At 66.8% G+C, this 15497-nt stretch carries 11 protein-coding genes; 2 read left to right on the forward strand and 9 right to left on the reverse strand.

What is annotated here, in order from left to right; all coding sequences use genetic code 11:
* Positions 1 to 1829: DUF2207 domain-containing protein (locus GVL03_RS04600; protein ID WP_159499818.1), on the reverse strand; the 1829-nt coding region annotated here is incomplete at its 3' end.
* A 38-nt stretch (positions 1830 to 1867) separates the two neighbouring features.
* Between GVL03_RS04600 and GVL03_RS04605 the strand changes: the two genes are divergently transcribed.
* On the forward strand, positions 1868 to 2302 hold the full coding sequence (locus tag GVL03_RS04605) for a MarR family winged helix-turn-helix transcriptional regulator (protein WP_159499819.1): 435 nt from the start codon (positions 1868 to 1870) through the stop codon (positions 2300 to 2302).
* An 83-nt stretch (positions 2303 to 2385) separates the two neighbouring features.
* On the opposite strand, the gene GVL03_RS04610 is transcribed toward GVL03_RS04605, so the two are convergent.
* The 8 genes from GVL03_RS04610 to GVL03_RS04645 all read right to left on the reverse strand — a co-directional run bounded on the left by GVL03_RS04610 (position 2386) and on the right by GVL03_RS04645 (position 13874).
* A complete protein-coding gene (locus GVL03_RS04610; RefSeq protein ID WP_159499820.1) occupies positions 2386 to 3093 on the reverse strand; it encodes an HAD family phosphatase in 708 nt (235 codons plus the stop codon).
* Complete coding sequence (locus GVL03_RS04615; protein ID WP_159499821.1) at positions 3090 to 4097, reverse strand: ABC transporter permease; 1008 nt, start codon at positions 4095 to 4097, stop codon at positions 3090 to 3092. The genes GVL03_RS04610 and GVL03_RS04615 overlap by 4 nt, the downstream gene beginning before the upstream one ends.
* A gap of 5 nt (positions 4098 to 4102) precedes the next feature.
* Positions 4103 to 6643, reverse strand: coding sequence for an ATP-binding cassette domain-containing protein (locus tag GVL03_RS04620; RefSeq protein ID WP_200847063.1), 2541 nt, complete (start codon positions 6641 to 6643; stop codon positions 4103 to 4105).
* A 29-nt stretch (positions 6644 to 6672) separates the two neighbouring features.
* Complete coding sequence (locus GVL03_RS04625; RefSeq protein ID WP_159499822.1) at positions 6673 to 7743, reverse strand: substrate-binding domain-containing protein; 1071 nt, start codon at positions 7741 to 7743, stop codon at positions 6673 to 6675.
* Between the two features lie 101 nt (positions 7744 to 7844).
* Complete coding sequence (locus tag GVL03_RS04630; RefSeq protein ID WP_159499823.1) at positions 7845 to 9077, reverse strand: FAD-binding oxidoreductase; 1233 nt, start codon at positions 9075 to 9077, stop codon at positions 7845 to 7847.
* Entirely contained in the window at positions 9074 to 10798 is a 1725-nt protein-coding gene (locus GVL03_RS04635) for a hydantoinase B/oxoprolinase family protein (protein ID WP_306770311.1), read from the reverse strand. The genes GVL03_RS04630 and GVL03_RS04635 overlap by 4 nt, the downstream gene beginning before the upstream one ends.
* 20 nt (positions 10799 to 10818) lie before the next feature.
* A complete protein-coding gene (locus GVL03_RS04640; protein ID WP_159499825.1) occupies positions 10819 to 12861 on the reverse strand; it encodes a hydantoinase/oxoprolinase family protein in 2043 nt (680 codons plus the stop codon).
* Between the two features lie 23 nt (positions 12862 to 12884).
* Positions 12885 to 13874: a phosphotransferase gene (locus GVL03_RS04645; RefSeq protein WP_159499826.1), complete on the reverse strand. Its 990-nt coding sequence runs from the start codon at positions 13872 to 13874 to the stop codon at positions 12885 to 12887.
* A 276-nt stretch (positions 13875 to 14150) separates the two neighbouring features.
* Here GVL03_RS04645 and GVL03_RS04650 point away from each other — a divergent pair, with 276 nt between their 5' ends.
* Positions 14151 to 15476 carry an aspartate aminotransferase family protein gene (locus GVL03_RS04650; protein ID WP_200847064.1) on the forward strand — a complete coding sequence of 442 codons (1326 nt, stop codon included), beginning with the start codon at positions 14151 to 14153 and terminating at the stop codon, positions 15474 to 15476.
* Positions 15477 to 15497 lie beyond the last annotated feature (21 nt).

The raw sequence follows: 15497 nt of genomic DNA on the forward strand, positions 1-15497 counted from the left end.
GACCCGCCGCCTGCGGAGCCGCCGGACGTGCTCGACGACGACATCGCACTGGCCGAGAGCGAGCCGATCCCGGCCGAGAAGGCGGCCGCGTTGAACGCCGCCGAGCCCGCGTACCAGGCCGGCGACGCACCGTCGCCATACAGGTCGGCGAGGCGCTCGGCCCACTCCTTCTCCTGCCCGAACACGACGGCGTACGGCAGCAGCGGCTCGTAGACCTTCAGCATCTGCGTGGGATCCGAGGTGTCGACAGCCACCCGCTCCGCCCCGCTCGGGGACTGCAGCATCCGGATGCGGTCGGCCTCGGCCCAGGCGATGAACTCCTTGAGCCCCGCGAGGTGGTCGCGGAGCTCGGCGCCGCGCGCGCTCAGCGGACGGTGCGCGACGAGACCCACGAACAGCAGGGCTGCGACGATCGCCGCGACCAGCAGGATCACCGGGATCAGCGGCACGACGAAACCGGTCAGCGCCGCGATCCCGAAGCCGACGGAGCCGGCGAGCCCGATCCCCATGACGATCGCCGGGACGACGCGGGTGCCGGGGCGCACCTCGCGGAAGACGCCAATCTCGGTTAGGTGCTTGCCCGCCCAGGCGAGAATCTTCTGCGCGACCGTCGACAGCCGGGTGTCCGACGAGCCGAACTCGAACGTCGCCCCCGGCTCCGCGCCGGCTCCGAACAGCCCCTCGAGCAGCTGCGCGCCGTCGCCGTCGGCGCGCGAGGGGTCGACGAGCACGGCACGCAGCTTCGCCCCGGTCCATCGTCTGGGCTCGCCCTCTTCGATCCGGATGCTGCCGGCCACCGCCTGCTCCAGCACCTCGGCGGGGATGGCCTTGGAGGTCTTGCCGAGCAGCACGGCGCCGGTCAGCGCGTCGATGCCCGGCGGCGGCTCGTACTCGGCGATCACGACGGAACGCCCCGGGGCGTCGCGCAGCGCTCGGCGCCGCACCGCGATCGCCGCGGCGAGCGCGAGGAGCACGGCGAGGAAAGCGGCCGCCTGCCACCACCCCCACGGGGACGCGAGGTATCCGGTGTCGAAGAGCACGAAGGTGCCCGGCGCGAAGGCGAGGGAGACGGTCACCGTCTCGTGGGGACCGACATCGGTCGCCCGGGCCGTCGCGGTCGCGCCGTCCGGGGTCGCCGAGACGTCGATGCCGCAGGTCTGCTCCGCGCCCTGCTCCCCGACGTAGCAGGCGGCGGCGCCGGTGAGCGATGCGGCGAGCGTCTCGTCGACGTGCACCGTCGCGGTGATCTCGCCGAAGGCCTGCGGCCAGTCCACGCCGTTCACGTCCCAGTAGAACTCGTCGGCGTCGGTGTCGGCGAAGCGCCAGGTCACGTTCTCCAGATCGTATGTGAACACGTACACCTGGGTGCCGTGCACGAAGTCGTCGCCGCGCGAGGTCATCGTGAAGACCTCGTCGTCCTGCTCGACCTCGATCGGGCGGGGCGCGCCGTCGCCGTCGGCGACCGAGACGACCTCGGGATGCAGCGGCTGACCGTTGTACGAATCCGGGATGGAGCGCCGCATCCCGCGGTTCTGATCGGTGTCGGGGAACTCGGCCTCGAACGTCTCGACCACGCGCAGGCGGCTCGTGCCGTCCTCGGCGCGGGAGAGGGTGTAGTCGGCGTCGAGGCGGGAGAACGTGAAGTCGTCCAACGTGTCGTCGCCCTCCGCCGAGACCGCCCCTGCGGGCGGTGCGGACGACGCCCGCGCCCGGTCGTCCGCCACCGCGGCATCCGGGGCGACGACCGCGGCACCCGCGGACAGACCTGCGGCCCCGGCGACGGCGAGCACGCAGGCGAGCAGGACGCACCGGGTCCGTCGCTCAGCCATGGCCCCAGCCTAGGCCGGGGTGCGCGTACGCTATCGACATGACGGACCGCCGCCTGGCCATCGACGCCTGGGAGAGCCTTTTCCGTGCCCAGTACGAGGTCTTCGGCCAGATCAGCGCCGACTTCGAGCGCACGGGACTGCTGCAGGCCGAGTATGACGTCCTGCTGACCGTGACCCGCTCCCCCCATCTGACGGCGCGTCTGCGCGACATCACGCGCAACATGCTCATCAGCCAGCCGAGCGTCTCCCGCCTGGTCGATCGGATGGTGGCGCGCGGGCTCGTGACGAAGTGCGCGGATCCCGACGACGGCCGCGGGTCGCTCGTGACGGCGACGGAGGAGGGCGCGCGCACGTTCCGCGCCATCGCCGCCGTCCACGGCCGGTCGATCGCCGAGCACATGGCCGCGCTCAGCGACGACGAGCTGCGCACGCTCCGCGATCTCACCACGAAGCTCCGCCCCCCGCGGGACTGATCGCTGCGGTGCCCAGCCCCCACCGATCCCGCGCAACAGGAACGGCGCGGGCATGTCGAAGCATCGGGTCGTCGTGCCGAAGGTCACCGCCGGGCCCGGCCTCTATCCGCGAGACTCGGGAGGAGGCTCAGCAGATCATCGCAGGTGTAACCGAACAGAGTCGGCCACACCGCATCCGCGTGTTGTGGAAGAAGGGGGAGATGACACGGTACACCGAGTGTTCGGCATCCGGCGGAGCGCGCCGCCCGCAGGCCGACAGGCGAATCTTCGATCGCGAGACACGCCTCTGGTGGAACGTCCAGTCGGCGCGCCGCCTCCAGATAGGCATCCGGTGCGGGCTTGCCATTCCGGACCTCGTCTCCAGCCACGATGACATCGAATCGACCGATGGGAAGGGCTGCGGTGACCGCGAGGGCATGCGTGCGATACGACATCGTCACCAGCGCGACAGGCACCGCTCGCTCGCACAACTCGGCGAGCATCTCCAAGGCACCGGGCCGCCAAGGCAGTCCTCCGATCTCCGTGAGCTCGGCTACGCGCGAAACCAGGCGCGCGACGATCATGTCGGCATCACGCCGCACCCCGCGCGCCCGCAGATCGGCCGCGACATCGGGCAGGCTCAGCCCGACGTGCGAGTGAGCGCCGATCTCGGCGCGTGGCTGCTCCTCCCGAAGGATCTCTTCAGCCGCCTCGGTCCAGTAGTCCTCGGTGTCGACGAGGGTGCCATCCATATCCCAGAGCACCGCGGCTGCGGGGAGCGGAGTTGCTGGCACAGCGTGCGACGCCGTCATCCCCGTGCAACGGCGGCACGTCGCCGCCGGGTGCGCAGCAGCGCGAGCGCGTTCGGCAGCGTCACGGCCGCGACGAGCACGATCGCTTGCACGAGCAGCTGCACAGAGCTAGGCGCGCCGAGGGCCAGCACGAACTGCGTGAGCATCGTCATGAAGACGGCGCCTCCAAGCGTGGCCAGGATGCTTCCCCGTCCACCGGTGAGGGGCGTGCCGCCGATGACCACCGCCGCGATGGACGCCATCAGATAGTCACCGCCCATCGTCATGCGCGCGTCTCCGATGTAACTGGCAAGCAGCATACCGGCCAGCGAGTAGCAGACGCCGGCACCGACGTACGCGGACAGCGTGTACGTACGCACCGGGATGCCCGCAGCGCTGGCCGTCGTCGAGTTCGAGCCTGCGGCGACGAATCGCCGTCCGACGACAGTGCGGTTGAGGGTCACCATCAGCAGCGCCCCGAAGATCACGGCAAGCAGGAAGATCGTCGAGATACCGAAGATGTTGCCGCGGGCGAAGGACTGCAGATCGGGGGCGACAGCAACGGGGAATCCACCACCGAGCAGCAGTGCGATGCCGAGATAGAGTCCGTTCGCCGCGAGTGTCGCCACCAGCGGCGTCAGATTGAGGAAGACGACCACCAGTCCGTTCACTAGTCCGATAGCCAAGCCGATCACCAGTGTCGTCGCGATCGCGAGGGATGTGTCCCATCCCGCGCTGGTCAGGAATGCCACCACCATCGCGTTCATGATGATCGCGCCGACGACCGAGAAGTCGATGCCGCGCTGCATGACCACGATCGCCTGCCCGAAAGCCGCCAGGGCCAGGATGCCTACATACGGCAGCATCGACGTCAGCGAGGTGAGCGATGCGGCGTTGGGGGTCGCGAACAGCGTCAGCAGATAGATGAGGACCACCCCGCCCCATACCCACATGTAGGGCGACACGCCCCTGCGCCTGCGGTCCACCGATGTGCCGAGGGAGCTCTCGTTCTTCACAGTTGTCATGACGGCTAGCTCCTGGTCCGGCGCCGAGCAATGGAATAGACGAACACCGCTCCGATCGTGACGAGCGCGAGCAGGATGTTCTGCCACGCGTCGCTCAGGGAGAGGAACGTCGTGGCCGAGCGCACCTGTGTGAGAAGGACCGCGGCGACCGCGACCCCGATGAAGCTGCCACGACCGCCGAACAGGCTCATTCCGCCCACCACCGCCGCGGCGACACTCTGCAATGTGTACAGGTCTCCCGCGGTCGGATCTCCGCTGCCGACACGCCCGATGAGAAGGATGCCGGCGACGCCGGCCAACAGCGAACAGCCGACGTACGCGATGAACGCAGTACGCGACACCCCGACTCCCAGCTTTGCGGCCGTGTCCGCGTCATCTCCCGCCGCGAGAAGCTTCGTACCGCTCGTCGTACGGGTGCGCCAGAACTCCAGCCCGGCGATGACGACGATCGCGGCGAGCAGTGCAAGCGGGACGAAGCCGAACCGCTGCGAGAGGAAGCTCACGACAGAACTCGCGATCAGTCCGGACGGGGTCGGGCGGAGGGTGAGCGCGATCGATTCGAGCAGCATCCACGTGGCGAAAGTGGCCAGCACAGGATGCACCTTCAGCCGATCGATGAGCGCCCAGTTGACCACACCGACCGCAGCGCTGACGAGGAGGATCAGCACCCAGCCGAGCGCGTGGAAGGTCACGGGCACGCCGTCAACAATGTAAAAGGAACCGATCACCACGGCGATCGACATCACCGGCCCCACCGACAGGTCGATGCCGCCGCGCAGCATCACGACCGATTGGCCGGCGGCCACCACCATCAGGACGGCGGCGAGGCTCAGAACCGTGCCGATGTTCCGTTCGGAAAGATAGTTCGCGTTCTGGAACTGCGTGAAGATCGACAGCCCCACGACGAGGACTGTGAGCACCGGAACCGGCGCAAGGTCGTGGTCAGCCAGTCGCGCCCACCGTCGCGGCTTGCGACGCACATGCTCGCGCTGCGATTCCGCGCGCAACACCTCGTCGGTGACGTTCTGCTCAGACAGCCGGTGACCCTCGACGGCGGCGACTATGCGACCACGCGACACGACGAGCACACGATCGCAGAGTCCGGCGAGCTCGGTGTTGTCCGATGAAAGGACGAGCACACTGCTACCCCCGTCGGCGATCTCGCGCAGATGCGCGTAGATCTCCGCTTTCGCGCCGACGTCGACGCCCTGCGTGGGCTGATCAGCCACCACAACGTCCGGGTGGGTCAGCAGAGCTCCGCCCATCACGACCTTCTGCTGGTTTCCCCCGGACAACGAGGAGATCGGCGAATCGACCGATGCGGTCTTGACCGAGAACCGGGCGATCGTCTCTTCCGCAGCGACTCGCTCGCGGGAGGACGAGACAAAGCCGAACCGTGCGAGCCGGGAGATCGCGCGGATCGTCATGTTCGTGCGCACCGAGAGTTCGGAGAAGACACCCTCCTTGTGCCGGTCTGCGGGGATGTAGACGATCCCGCCGCGAACTGCGGTGCGTGGGCTGTGTGTACTGACGACGCGGGAGTCGATCGAGACCGTGCCGGTGGACGGCTGCAGTCCGGCGAGCGCTCGCGCGATATCAGCCTGACCGTTGTCGTCGATGCCTGCCAGCCCCACGATCTCGCCCACGCGGATCTCGAAGGAGACGTCGGAGAAGTGCTCGCCATTGAGATCGGTGACCCGCAGATGGGTCGGCCGGGCTGCGAAGGCAACCGGATCGAGCTTGTCCGGGAAAGTGGCGTCGAATGATCGTCCGACGATCAGCCCCACGATCTCGGCTTCGCTCAGTTCAGCGGTGATGCGCGTGCCACGATTGACACCGTCGCGCAGGACCGTGACCCTATCCGAGATCTCCTGGATCTCACGGATGCGATGCGAGATGTACACCACCGCAGTGCCGTCGGCGGCGAGCTTCCGCACGGCGGCGAACAGACGGCCGACCCCCTCCGCGCCGAGATGTTCGGATGGCTCATCCAGCACCAGGACTCCCGGGCGGCGGGACAACGCACGGCTGATCTCGATGACGAACTTCTGTTCGGGGTTCAGCGTAGCCACGCGGACGCTGGGATCGATGTCAGGCCGGTCATCCCATGCGGCGAGGCAATCGCGCGCCCACCGCAACGGGTTGGATATCCGGGAACGCTCCTTCTCATCGAGACCGAACAGCAGATTGTCGGCAACGGTGAGTTCGGGGAGGAGTGCAGGATGCTGGCGCACAATGGCCAGTCCCAGAGACCGGGACAGTGACGGGTCGCCCTCGACGAGATCACCGTCGATCGCCACCGTCCCGGTATCGGGATGAAGAGCACCGGATGCCACGGCCATCAGCGTCGACTTTCCCGCACCGTTCTCACCGATCAGGCCATGGATCTCCCCCGCCGCGACCTCGAAGGTCACGTGGGACAGGGCTTGAACCGGGCCGAACGACTTGCTGACGTCCTGCAGCCGCAGTCGACTGCGAGGAACCGATCCATCGGGCGTGGGCCATGCTCCCGCCTCGACCGTCTGCGTGATGTCCGAAGCGGTCACGTGCTCTTCCTCTCTCCAGGCGATGACTGTCAGCCGATGGCTGCAGCCATCTCCTCTGCGGTCAGACCGCTGAACATGTCCGCATCCGCGGGCAACGAGTCATCGCATGCCGGCGGCTCCATGCCGGCCTCGGTGTCGATGACCTTGGGGAACACGACGGTCAGAGGCTCGGAGTAGTTGATGTCGTTGTAGTCAGCCATGGCCCGGCGCAGCGCGACGCGCACGGTCTGGGTCGCCTGCTCCCAGGCCGCGAACGCGAACTCCTGGTCCGAAGCCTGCACCGTGCAGTAAACCGAGTTCTGCCCCGACGAGATGGCCATCGCGGGCATCGGCTCCCCGGCGGATTCGAAAGCTTTCAATGCCGCCTCGGCAACGACTCCGTAGTCCGACGCCATTCCATCGATCTGGCCGTACTGACTGATCATCCCAGCGACGGCGCGCTCCGCGAGTTCCGGGTTGTAGTCCGTCGCGACGAACGTCTCACCGAGAAGGGTGATGTCGGGATATGCCTCGAGACCGGCCTGCAGTCCGTCGAACATCTCGGTGCAGGACGTGCACGAGGCAAGACCGCCGAGGAGAATGAGGTTCCCCTCTTTCATGTTCTCGCCGTACCAGTCGGCCATCTGCTCACCGATCGCGTGTGTGTCGACGTACACGTTCTCGGTGAAGTCCGTGCCCGCACTGCCCTCGAGGAGGTTGTAGTACGGAACGATCGTGACGCCGGCGGCCAGCGCTTCACGGAACGAAGGCAGCTGAGCTACGCCGAAGTCGGGCAGAGTGACAATGACATCGACGCCCTGAGCGACGAAACCGCTGATGTCGGCGGCCGCCTTCTGCGGGTCGCCGCCCGCATCCGCGTAGTACACGTCGGTGATGTTGTCGCACTTGGCTGCCTCGGCCTCGAACTCGGCGAGGACGATCTTGCGCCAGGTGTGTCCAGCGGATCCGTCGGTCAGCGCCACCTGGATCTCCTCGTCGCCGCACAGTTCTGTGATGTCGAACGTGTCGACGACGGCACCGGAGCCACCGCTGGTGCCGGTGCTTCCTTCCGTGGAGGACGTGGTGTCGGGCGTGGGGGCACATGCTGTGAGCAGGAGCACGGATGCGACAGCGGTTGCTGTCGCTGCTCGGGTAAGGGTTCGCACGTTGTGGACTGCCTTTCGCTTGTCTCGGGTGGCGCGGAGTGGTGCGTGGTCGGGGATCAGGACTGAACGGCCGCGATTCGGTATCGGTCGCCATAGGATTGTCGGATGTCCTCGAGGAGCGCCGCGTCGACTGACCGCGGTGCGCTACCGAAACGTGAGGGACGGTAGTCGGACAGGTCGACTTCCGCGGGTGCGCCGACGAGCTCGCGAGCTACGGCACGACCGATCCCGCCCGCCGCCGCGACGCCATAGCCTTGTCCACCTGCGACGACGGTGAGTGCAGGCACCTGGGTCGGACCGATGATGAATCGCCCGTCAGACGTGGCGGATTCGAACGCAGTGACGGCGTGGCTGAGTCCGGCCTCGGCGAGCGCAGGAATCAGCCTCTCGGCGTCGGGGACCACCCCGCCGAGGTCGGTGATCGCATTCGTGTGTGCACGCCGACCATTCGGCACGTCTTCGGCGAGTGCGAAGACAGGCGCCCGCCGGGTTGCGCCGACCGCAATGCGCGAGTCCGCGGCACGCGCGTAGTATTGCTGATCTGGCACGCGCACAGTGGGCAACGGCCGCAGCCGGTCGTCGGGCACGGAGTTGCTGACGACGTAGTTCGCCTGGCGCGCGTACAACGGCAAGCCGATCCCCGCAGTGGCGATGAGTTGCGGCGTGAACATCCCGGCAGCGACGATGTAGTGGTCGGCGACGATACGGCCAGCCGAGCTCTCCAGTCCAGAAATCGACGCCGCCTTCATATCGAACCGATACGCTTCCACGTCGGCCAGGACCTGAATGCCGGCGGCCGTCGCGCCGGAGGCGAGCATCCGCGCGAGCTTCTCGGGCACGATCGACCCGTCGGTGGGCAGCCAGAGTGCGCTGTCGACCCCATCCAGGTTCAGGGTCGGCGCGATCTCGGCGAGCTCCAGGCCACGCAGGATACTGGTGGGCACGCCGAGCGAGGTGCACTGTTCGGCGAGCAGCGAGAACTCAGCGCTCCGCTCGGACGTGTACGAGATCCGGAGGCTCCCTTCACCTCCCCAGCCGGTGCTGCCGGAGTATGCCGACTCGAGTTCGGCGTAGAGGCCGGCTGAGTACTTGATCAGTTCGACATCGCTGCGACGGTGGCGGACCTGGCCGACAAACCCCGCTGCGGCCCAGCTACTACCGTCGGCGATGTCCCAGCGCTCAACGATCACGACGTCGTCCACGCCGAGGTCGGCGAGGTGATAGGCGATCGAGGTTCCCCAGAGGCCGCCGCCGACGATTGCGAAGCGGCATCGGATGACATCGTTCATTGCGACAACTCCACGCCGTACACATCCAGCGCGGCTTCACGAGACACCTTCGACAGCGCGATGTCGGCGAGGACGAGGTCGCGGTCACGATTCTTCGGATCGCCGTACCCCGCCCCGCCGCCGGCGCGCAGGCTGATGATCTCGTCGGGCTTGAGGAACGTGGTCTCTTTCGGCGGCAATGGGGTCTTCACCCCCTTGGCGTCGATCAGCGCCGATGTCGTCGCGATTCCCGACTGCCCGCCGGCCAAGCCGATCGGCAGGAACTCTTCGACGCTCTGCTCGACCTCGGTGCGCGCATACATGACCGAGGGGGAGATATTGCGGTAGTCGGCGCGGATGCCCAGGCCGCCGCGGAACTCGCCATGGCCGCCCGAGTCACGGATGAGCGAGAACTGCTCCACGCGCAGCATGTACCCGGACTCGACCGCTTCCGCCGAGACCAGCGCACAGTTGGACATGTGTGCATCGAGACCGTCCGCGCCATCGCCGCAATCCTTTGCGCCCGCGCCTCCGGCGACGTTGAGCAAGACGGCGACGCCTTCACCGGTCTTCGGCGACCACGACTCGGCGAACAGGCATGGCCAGCCGACACTCCACTCGGCCGAGGAACGTTCGGGGGCGACCCGCACCAAGGCGCGGGTGACCACAGAAGCCATACGTTCGGTCGTGATGTGTCGCGCACCGACCGCGGAGGGCATCGTCGGGTTGACGAGGCTACCGACGGGCGCCTTCACTGTGAGCGGCACATTCGCGCCCGCGTTGAAGGGGATGTCATCGGGAAGTATGCAGTGCGCGGCGTAGTGCACGACCGACAGGGTCGAGGCATACGGAACGTTCATCCCGCTGCGCATCTGCAGGTCGGTGCCCTCGAAATCGAAGGTCATGGTATCTCCGGCGACCGTGACACGGACGCCGATGCGCACCGGCACGCCCCGCTCTACGCCGTTGTCGTCGAGGTAGCCGACCGCCTCGTAGACGCCGTCAGCGAACCGTTCGATCGCGCGGCGGGTGCGCTGCTCGGTGTAGCCGAGCAGGTCGTCGCACACATCCCACATCCGCTGATTCCCGTACTTGCGGAACAGATCGGCGAAGCGCTGCGCACCGGTGCGCGCGCTGGCCAGCTGGCCGCGGAGGTCACCGAAGTTCTGCGCCGGGTAACGGGTGTTGGCCTCGATGATCTCGTAGATCGTGTCGTTCGGAACGCCGCCGCTCTCGAGCTTGAGAGCCGGGAGGAGCACGCCCTCCTCGAAGACGCTGAGGGCTGCGGACTGAACGGTGCCAGGGACCGTTCCACCCCAGTCCGCGTGGTGCGCGATCGATCCGGTGAAGCCCAGAAGCACGCCGTCGTCATCGAACGCCGGGACGAATACCTGAAGGTCATTGGAGTGCGCCGAACCCTTGTAGGGGTGGTTGGTGATGAGGACGTCGCCCGGATTGATGTTCGATCCCCACTTCTCCAGACACGCGCGCAGAGCGGGCTCCATGGAAGCCAGGAGGTTGGGGATCGTCAGGGCTGCGGCCAGGAGGCTGCCGTCCTTGTGCAGGACGGCGCACGTGTAGTCCCTCATGTCCTTGATCACGACGCTAAGGGCGGTGCGCTTGAGCGAGGTGCCCATCTCGTCGGCGATCGTCTCGAGTGCGTGACGAACGACCTCGGTCGTGATCGCGTCCGTCTTCCAGGGGTAGGCGGTGATGATGGACCGCTCGGAAATCAGGGTCATTTCTCGTTGATCTCTCTTCGTTATCTTTGGAAGGCGATGCTGATGTTGAGGTGTGCGTCGACGCGCGCTGCGGTTCCGGGTGGCACCACAGTCGTGGCTTCGCGCTCCTCGACGACCGCAGGACCTTCGAACTCGGCCCCGGGAAGCAGCCCGCTGCGCTCGAAGACCGGGGTCTGCACCCATCCGACCGTCTCGAAATAGACCGGCCGGACGACGTCGGTCTCGGCGGCGTAGGGGGACGGGTCGATCTCGCTCAGCAGGTCGACTTCGACAAGCACGCCTACCGACTCGATGCCGATGGAGACCAGCTCCACCGTTCCGTCCGGGTCGCTGTGACCGAACTCGAACTGGTGCCGCTCGTGGAACTCCTCGACAGCAGCGTCCAGGCGCGCGTCGGTGATGGCATCCGTCCCCAGCTGCACGAACACATCGTTGTCCTGCCACGCATAGCGCATCCGTGCGGTGCGGTTGTGGACGATCCGCTCGGCGCCTGCAGGCAACAGTCGCTGCTCCGCCTCGGCGATCAGCCGTCCGAACGCCGCGTCCACCGCGGGGATGTCGAGGTATGAGACTGCCTCATCGATGATCTGCGTGTAGTCGTACTTCAGGTCGGCGCCGGCCATGCCGAGCGCCGAGAAGATGCCGGGATGTTGGGGCACGATCACTCCCGCCGCGCCGACGATCTCGGCCACGTTGGCGGCGTGCATTCCGCCGGCTCCGCCGAAAGGGAGCAGCTCGAAGTCTCGCGGGTCGAACCCCCGATTGACGCTGACCACGCGCACGCCCTTGGACATGATCGTGTCGGCCACCTGCAAGATGCCGAAGGCCGCCTCTTCGAGGCTGACCCCCAGCGGCTCGGCGACGTGCTCGCGGATCGCGGTGCGGGCCGCCGCCAGATCCAGCTGCATCTCCCCACCCAGGAAGCGATCGGGATGGATCCGGCCGAGAACGAGCTGCGCGTCGGTGGTCGTGGGACGTGTACCGCCGCGACCATAGCAAGCGGGACCGGGCTGTGCACCGGCACTCTCGGGTCCGACGTGCAGCAGTCCGGACTCGTCGACGTGCGCGATCGAGCCACCACCGGAGCCGATGGTGTGGATGTCGAACTGCGGAACGAGCAACGGCTTGCCATCGAACTCGGTGCGGCGTACAGGTGTGGCCTTCGCGCCGTGGATCAGTGCGATGTCGGTCGAAGTACCGCCCATGTCAAAGGTGATCAGACGATCGTGACCTGAGCTGCTGGCAACCTTCTCGGCGGCGAGGACTCCGCCGGCAGGGCCGGACAACACCATGCGGTGAGCGTTAGAGGCGGCCTCTGAGACCGACATGACGCCGCCGTTGGACTGCATGACGTACACCGGACTGACCAACCCGACGGCCTCGCAGCCCGCGATGATGCGAGACATGTAGCTCGCGATCAGCGGCTGGAGCGCAGCACTCACTGAAACCGTGTTCGCGCGACCGTACTCGCCGAGCTCCGGGGCGACGGCACTGCTGATGGCGACTTCGAGGTGCGGCGCCCGCTCGCGCAGCCGAGCGGCGATGCGCTGCTCGTGCTCCGGGTTGCGAAAGCTGAACAGCAGACAAACGGCGCAGGCCTCGACATCCGCCGCGATGACCTGGTCGACGACCTCCTCGATCGCTGCGTCGGTCAGCTCGGTGACCACTGCACCCAGTCGGTCGATGCGCTCGGTGACCTCGAACACGAGATCGCGAGACACGTAGGGCACGGGCCGGTCCACACGCAGGTCGTAGGTCAGCGGACGCGTCTGGTCACCGATCTCGAGGACGTCGGCGAACCCGCGCGTCATGATCAACGTCGTCTTGGGCAGTTTGAACTCGAGGAGCGCATTCGTGGCGACGGTCGACCCCTGGGCGAAGATCGCGATGTCGGCGGGCACGACGCCTCGTGTGGCTTCGACCTTCCGTACGCCGTCGAAGATTCCGCGAGAAGGATCGGATGGTGTCGACGGCACCTTCTCCACAACGACCGAGCCGTTCTCCTTCACGACGACGACATCCGTGAATGTGCCGCCGACATCGATGCCGAGCCTTTGGGTCATGAGTGATTCCTTGCTTCTTAGATTCAGCCGCGCACGCCGGCGGGGGCCGACGGCGCGATCGGGGCGGAGCGCCCCGCCTCGAGGGAAGAGAGCGCCCAGGAGAACTCGGAGGTCGAGACGTAGGAGCGGACCTGCGCGAACCGGCGCCGTGCGTACGCGGCGTAGTCGGTTCCGTCTTTGCCGCGCGAGAGCATCGGGATCGCCCACATGCCTTCGCGAAGGACGTTGATGTACCGGTAGACGCGCAGCCATGCATGAGCTGCCTCGTCATACTCATCCGCATATGCGGTGATGAAGGCGACTTCTTCATCGACGGTGAGCTCGCACTTTCCCGCGAAGTCGCCAAGGTCCGAGTACGGGTCGCCCAGACCGCAGTACTCCCAGTCGATGAGACGGGTCACGTCACCAACCAGGACGTTGGTCTCGACGAGGTCGTTGTGCACGAGCCGCAGATCGCGCTCCTGGTAACAGGCCTCGATGCGCTCGAGGGGAGCGAGCGCCCACTCGATCTCAGCGACGCCGGCCGGATCCGCGGCGCGGGCGCGCTCGATCAGGAGGCGGTTGCCCGCCATCGGGACCGTGATGTCGTTGAAGAACATTGCCTGCGTCGGCACCGCGTGCAGCGCCCGCAGCGCCCGGGCAACGTCGAGGATGGCGCGCAATCGACGCGGACCAGATGCAGGGAAGGACCCACCCGCGACGAACTCCGACACCACGACGTCGAGATCCTGGTACAGGCCGAGGATGGCGGGCGAGATGCCGAGATCGGCGCCGATCCGGGCAGCCGTGTACTGGAGCTGCCGAACAATTCCGATGTCTTCGGCACGGTCGGCATCGATGAGCACCTGCACGACGACATCGGGACCACCGGTGATGCGGACTCGCCAGACCTGGTTGGTCAGGCCCTCCGCCATCGGCTCTGCACGCCATTCGGCGGTGGGCGCGAAGCGCGCCATCGCCGCGTCCAGACGCGAGTCGGCGGCGCGAGCGGGGTCCGATGCCCTCGGATCCATGCGCTGCTCCTTACTGGTCGAGAGAGGTGTCTCTGCGGACACTCTCTGGACTATAGGAATCGGCGGTCAGGTCGTTTGACGAGAATCGGCACTGTTCACGATGGCGTTACAGGCGAAACAAACCATTCATGCCCGAAGCCACTCCAGTTACTCGCCGGAAACACAGCGCCGAGGTCACACGCTTTCGTCCTGTAACGATGGGAGGACAGACGTCGCCCGACGTTCGTCAGACCATTTCAGAACGGATTCCCCGCTGTGACCCGACGTTCCTCCATCATGGATACCAACAGCTTCCGCGGAGAAGATGAAGCCGCGCTGGACGATGTCACCCGAGGAATGACCGCTCAGCGAGAGCGCATTCTAGGAGCGTCATACCGCCTCTTCTACCGACGTCCGGTGCACCTGGTTCGTGGTGAGGGCGCATATCTGTGGGACGCCGACGGCACGAAGTATCTCGATGTCTACAACAATGTCGCGAGCGTCGGCCATGCCCACCCTCGAGTGATCGAGGCGGTCACCCGGCAGATGTCTGCGTTGAACACGCACACACGGTATCTCCACACCCGCGTCCTGGACTACGCCGAGGATCTGCTGTCGCTGCTGCCGGAACAGATCGATCAGGTGATGTTCATGTGCACCGGCTCGGAGGCGAACGATCTCGCGATCCGCGTGGCGCGCGCATACACCGGTGGGCAGGGCATCATCATCACCTCCGAGTCGTACCACGGCAACACAGAACTGACCTCGGCGCACTCCCCCGCCCTGGGCGGAAACCAGCTGCCCGACCCGGCCTCACGACGCATCGCACCCCCCGACGGCTATCGCCAGGGCATCGCGGCCACCGAGCTGGCCGCGTGGTACGCAGCCGAGATGCAGCGAACGATTGACGCGATGCGCGCCGACGGCGTCGCCTTTGCAGGTCTCCTCGCCGATTCGGCATTCTCCTCAGATGGAGTCTTCCTCGGCGAACCCGGGATGCTGCGCGCAGGCATCGACGTCGTCCACACCAACGGGGGCGTGTTCATCGCGGACGAGGTCCAGCCCGGATTCGCCCGCACCGGAGATACGTTCTGGGGGTTTGCCCGGCACGGAGTCATCCCCGATATCGTCACGATGGGAAAGCCGATGGGCAACGGCATTCCCATCTCCGGTATGGCCGCCCGCCGCGAAGTGCTCGAGGCCTTCAGCCGGCAGATCCCGTACTTCAACACCTTCGGCGGCAATCCGGTGTCGGTGGCCGCCGCTCAGGCGGTGCTCGACATCATCCGCGAGGAAAAGCTTCAGGATCGCGCGCGGATCGTCGGAGCTCAGCTGCGCGAGGGGCTGTCGGATCTGGCGCAGCGCCACGAGCTGATCGGGGATGTGCGCGGCGCCGGACAGTTCACGGGGCTGGAGCTGGTGCTCGACCGCGAGACCAAGAAGCCCGCCGGAAAGATCGCCCTCCAGGTGATCGAGGAGCTGCGCAACCGCGGCGTCCTCACCTCGGTGGCCGGCCCGCATGCCAACGTTCTGAAGCTTCGCCCGACCCTCGCTTTCGCCAGTTCGGACATCGACTGGCTCGTCGGCGCACTCGACGAGAGTCTGCTCGCGGTCCAACCGTGACCACCACGAGGTCGCACGCCG

The organism is Microbacterium sp. 18062 (genome assembly GCF_902706225.1).
In the GTDB taxonomy this organism is placed as follows: Bacteria; Actinomycetota; Actinomycetes; order Actinomycetales; family Microbacteriaceae; genus Microbacterium.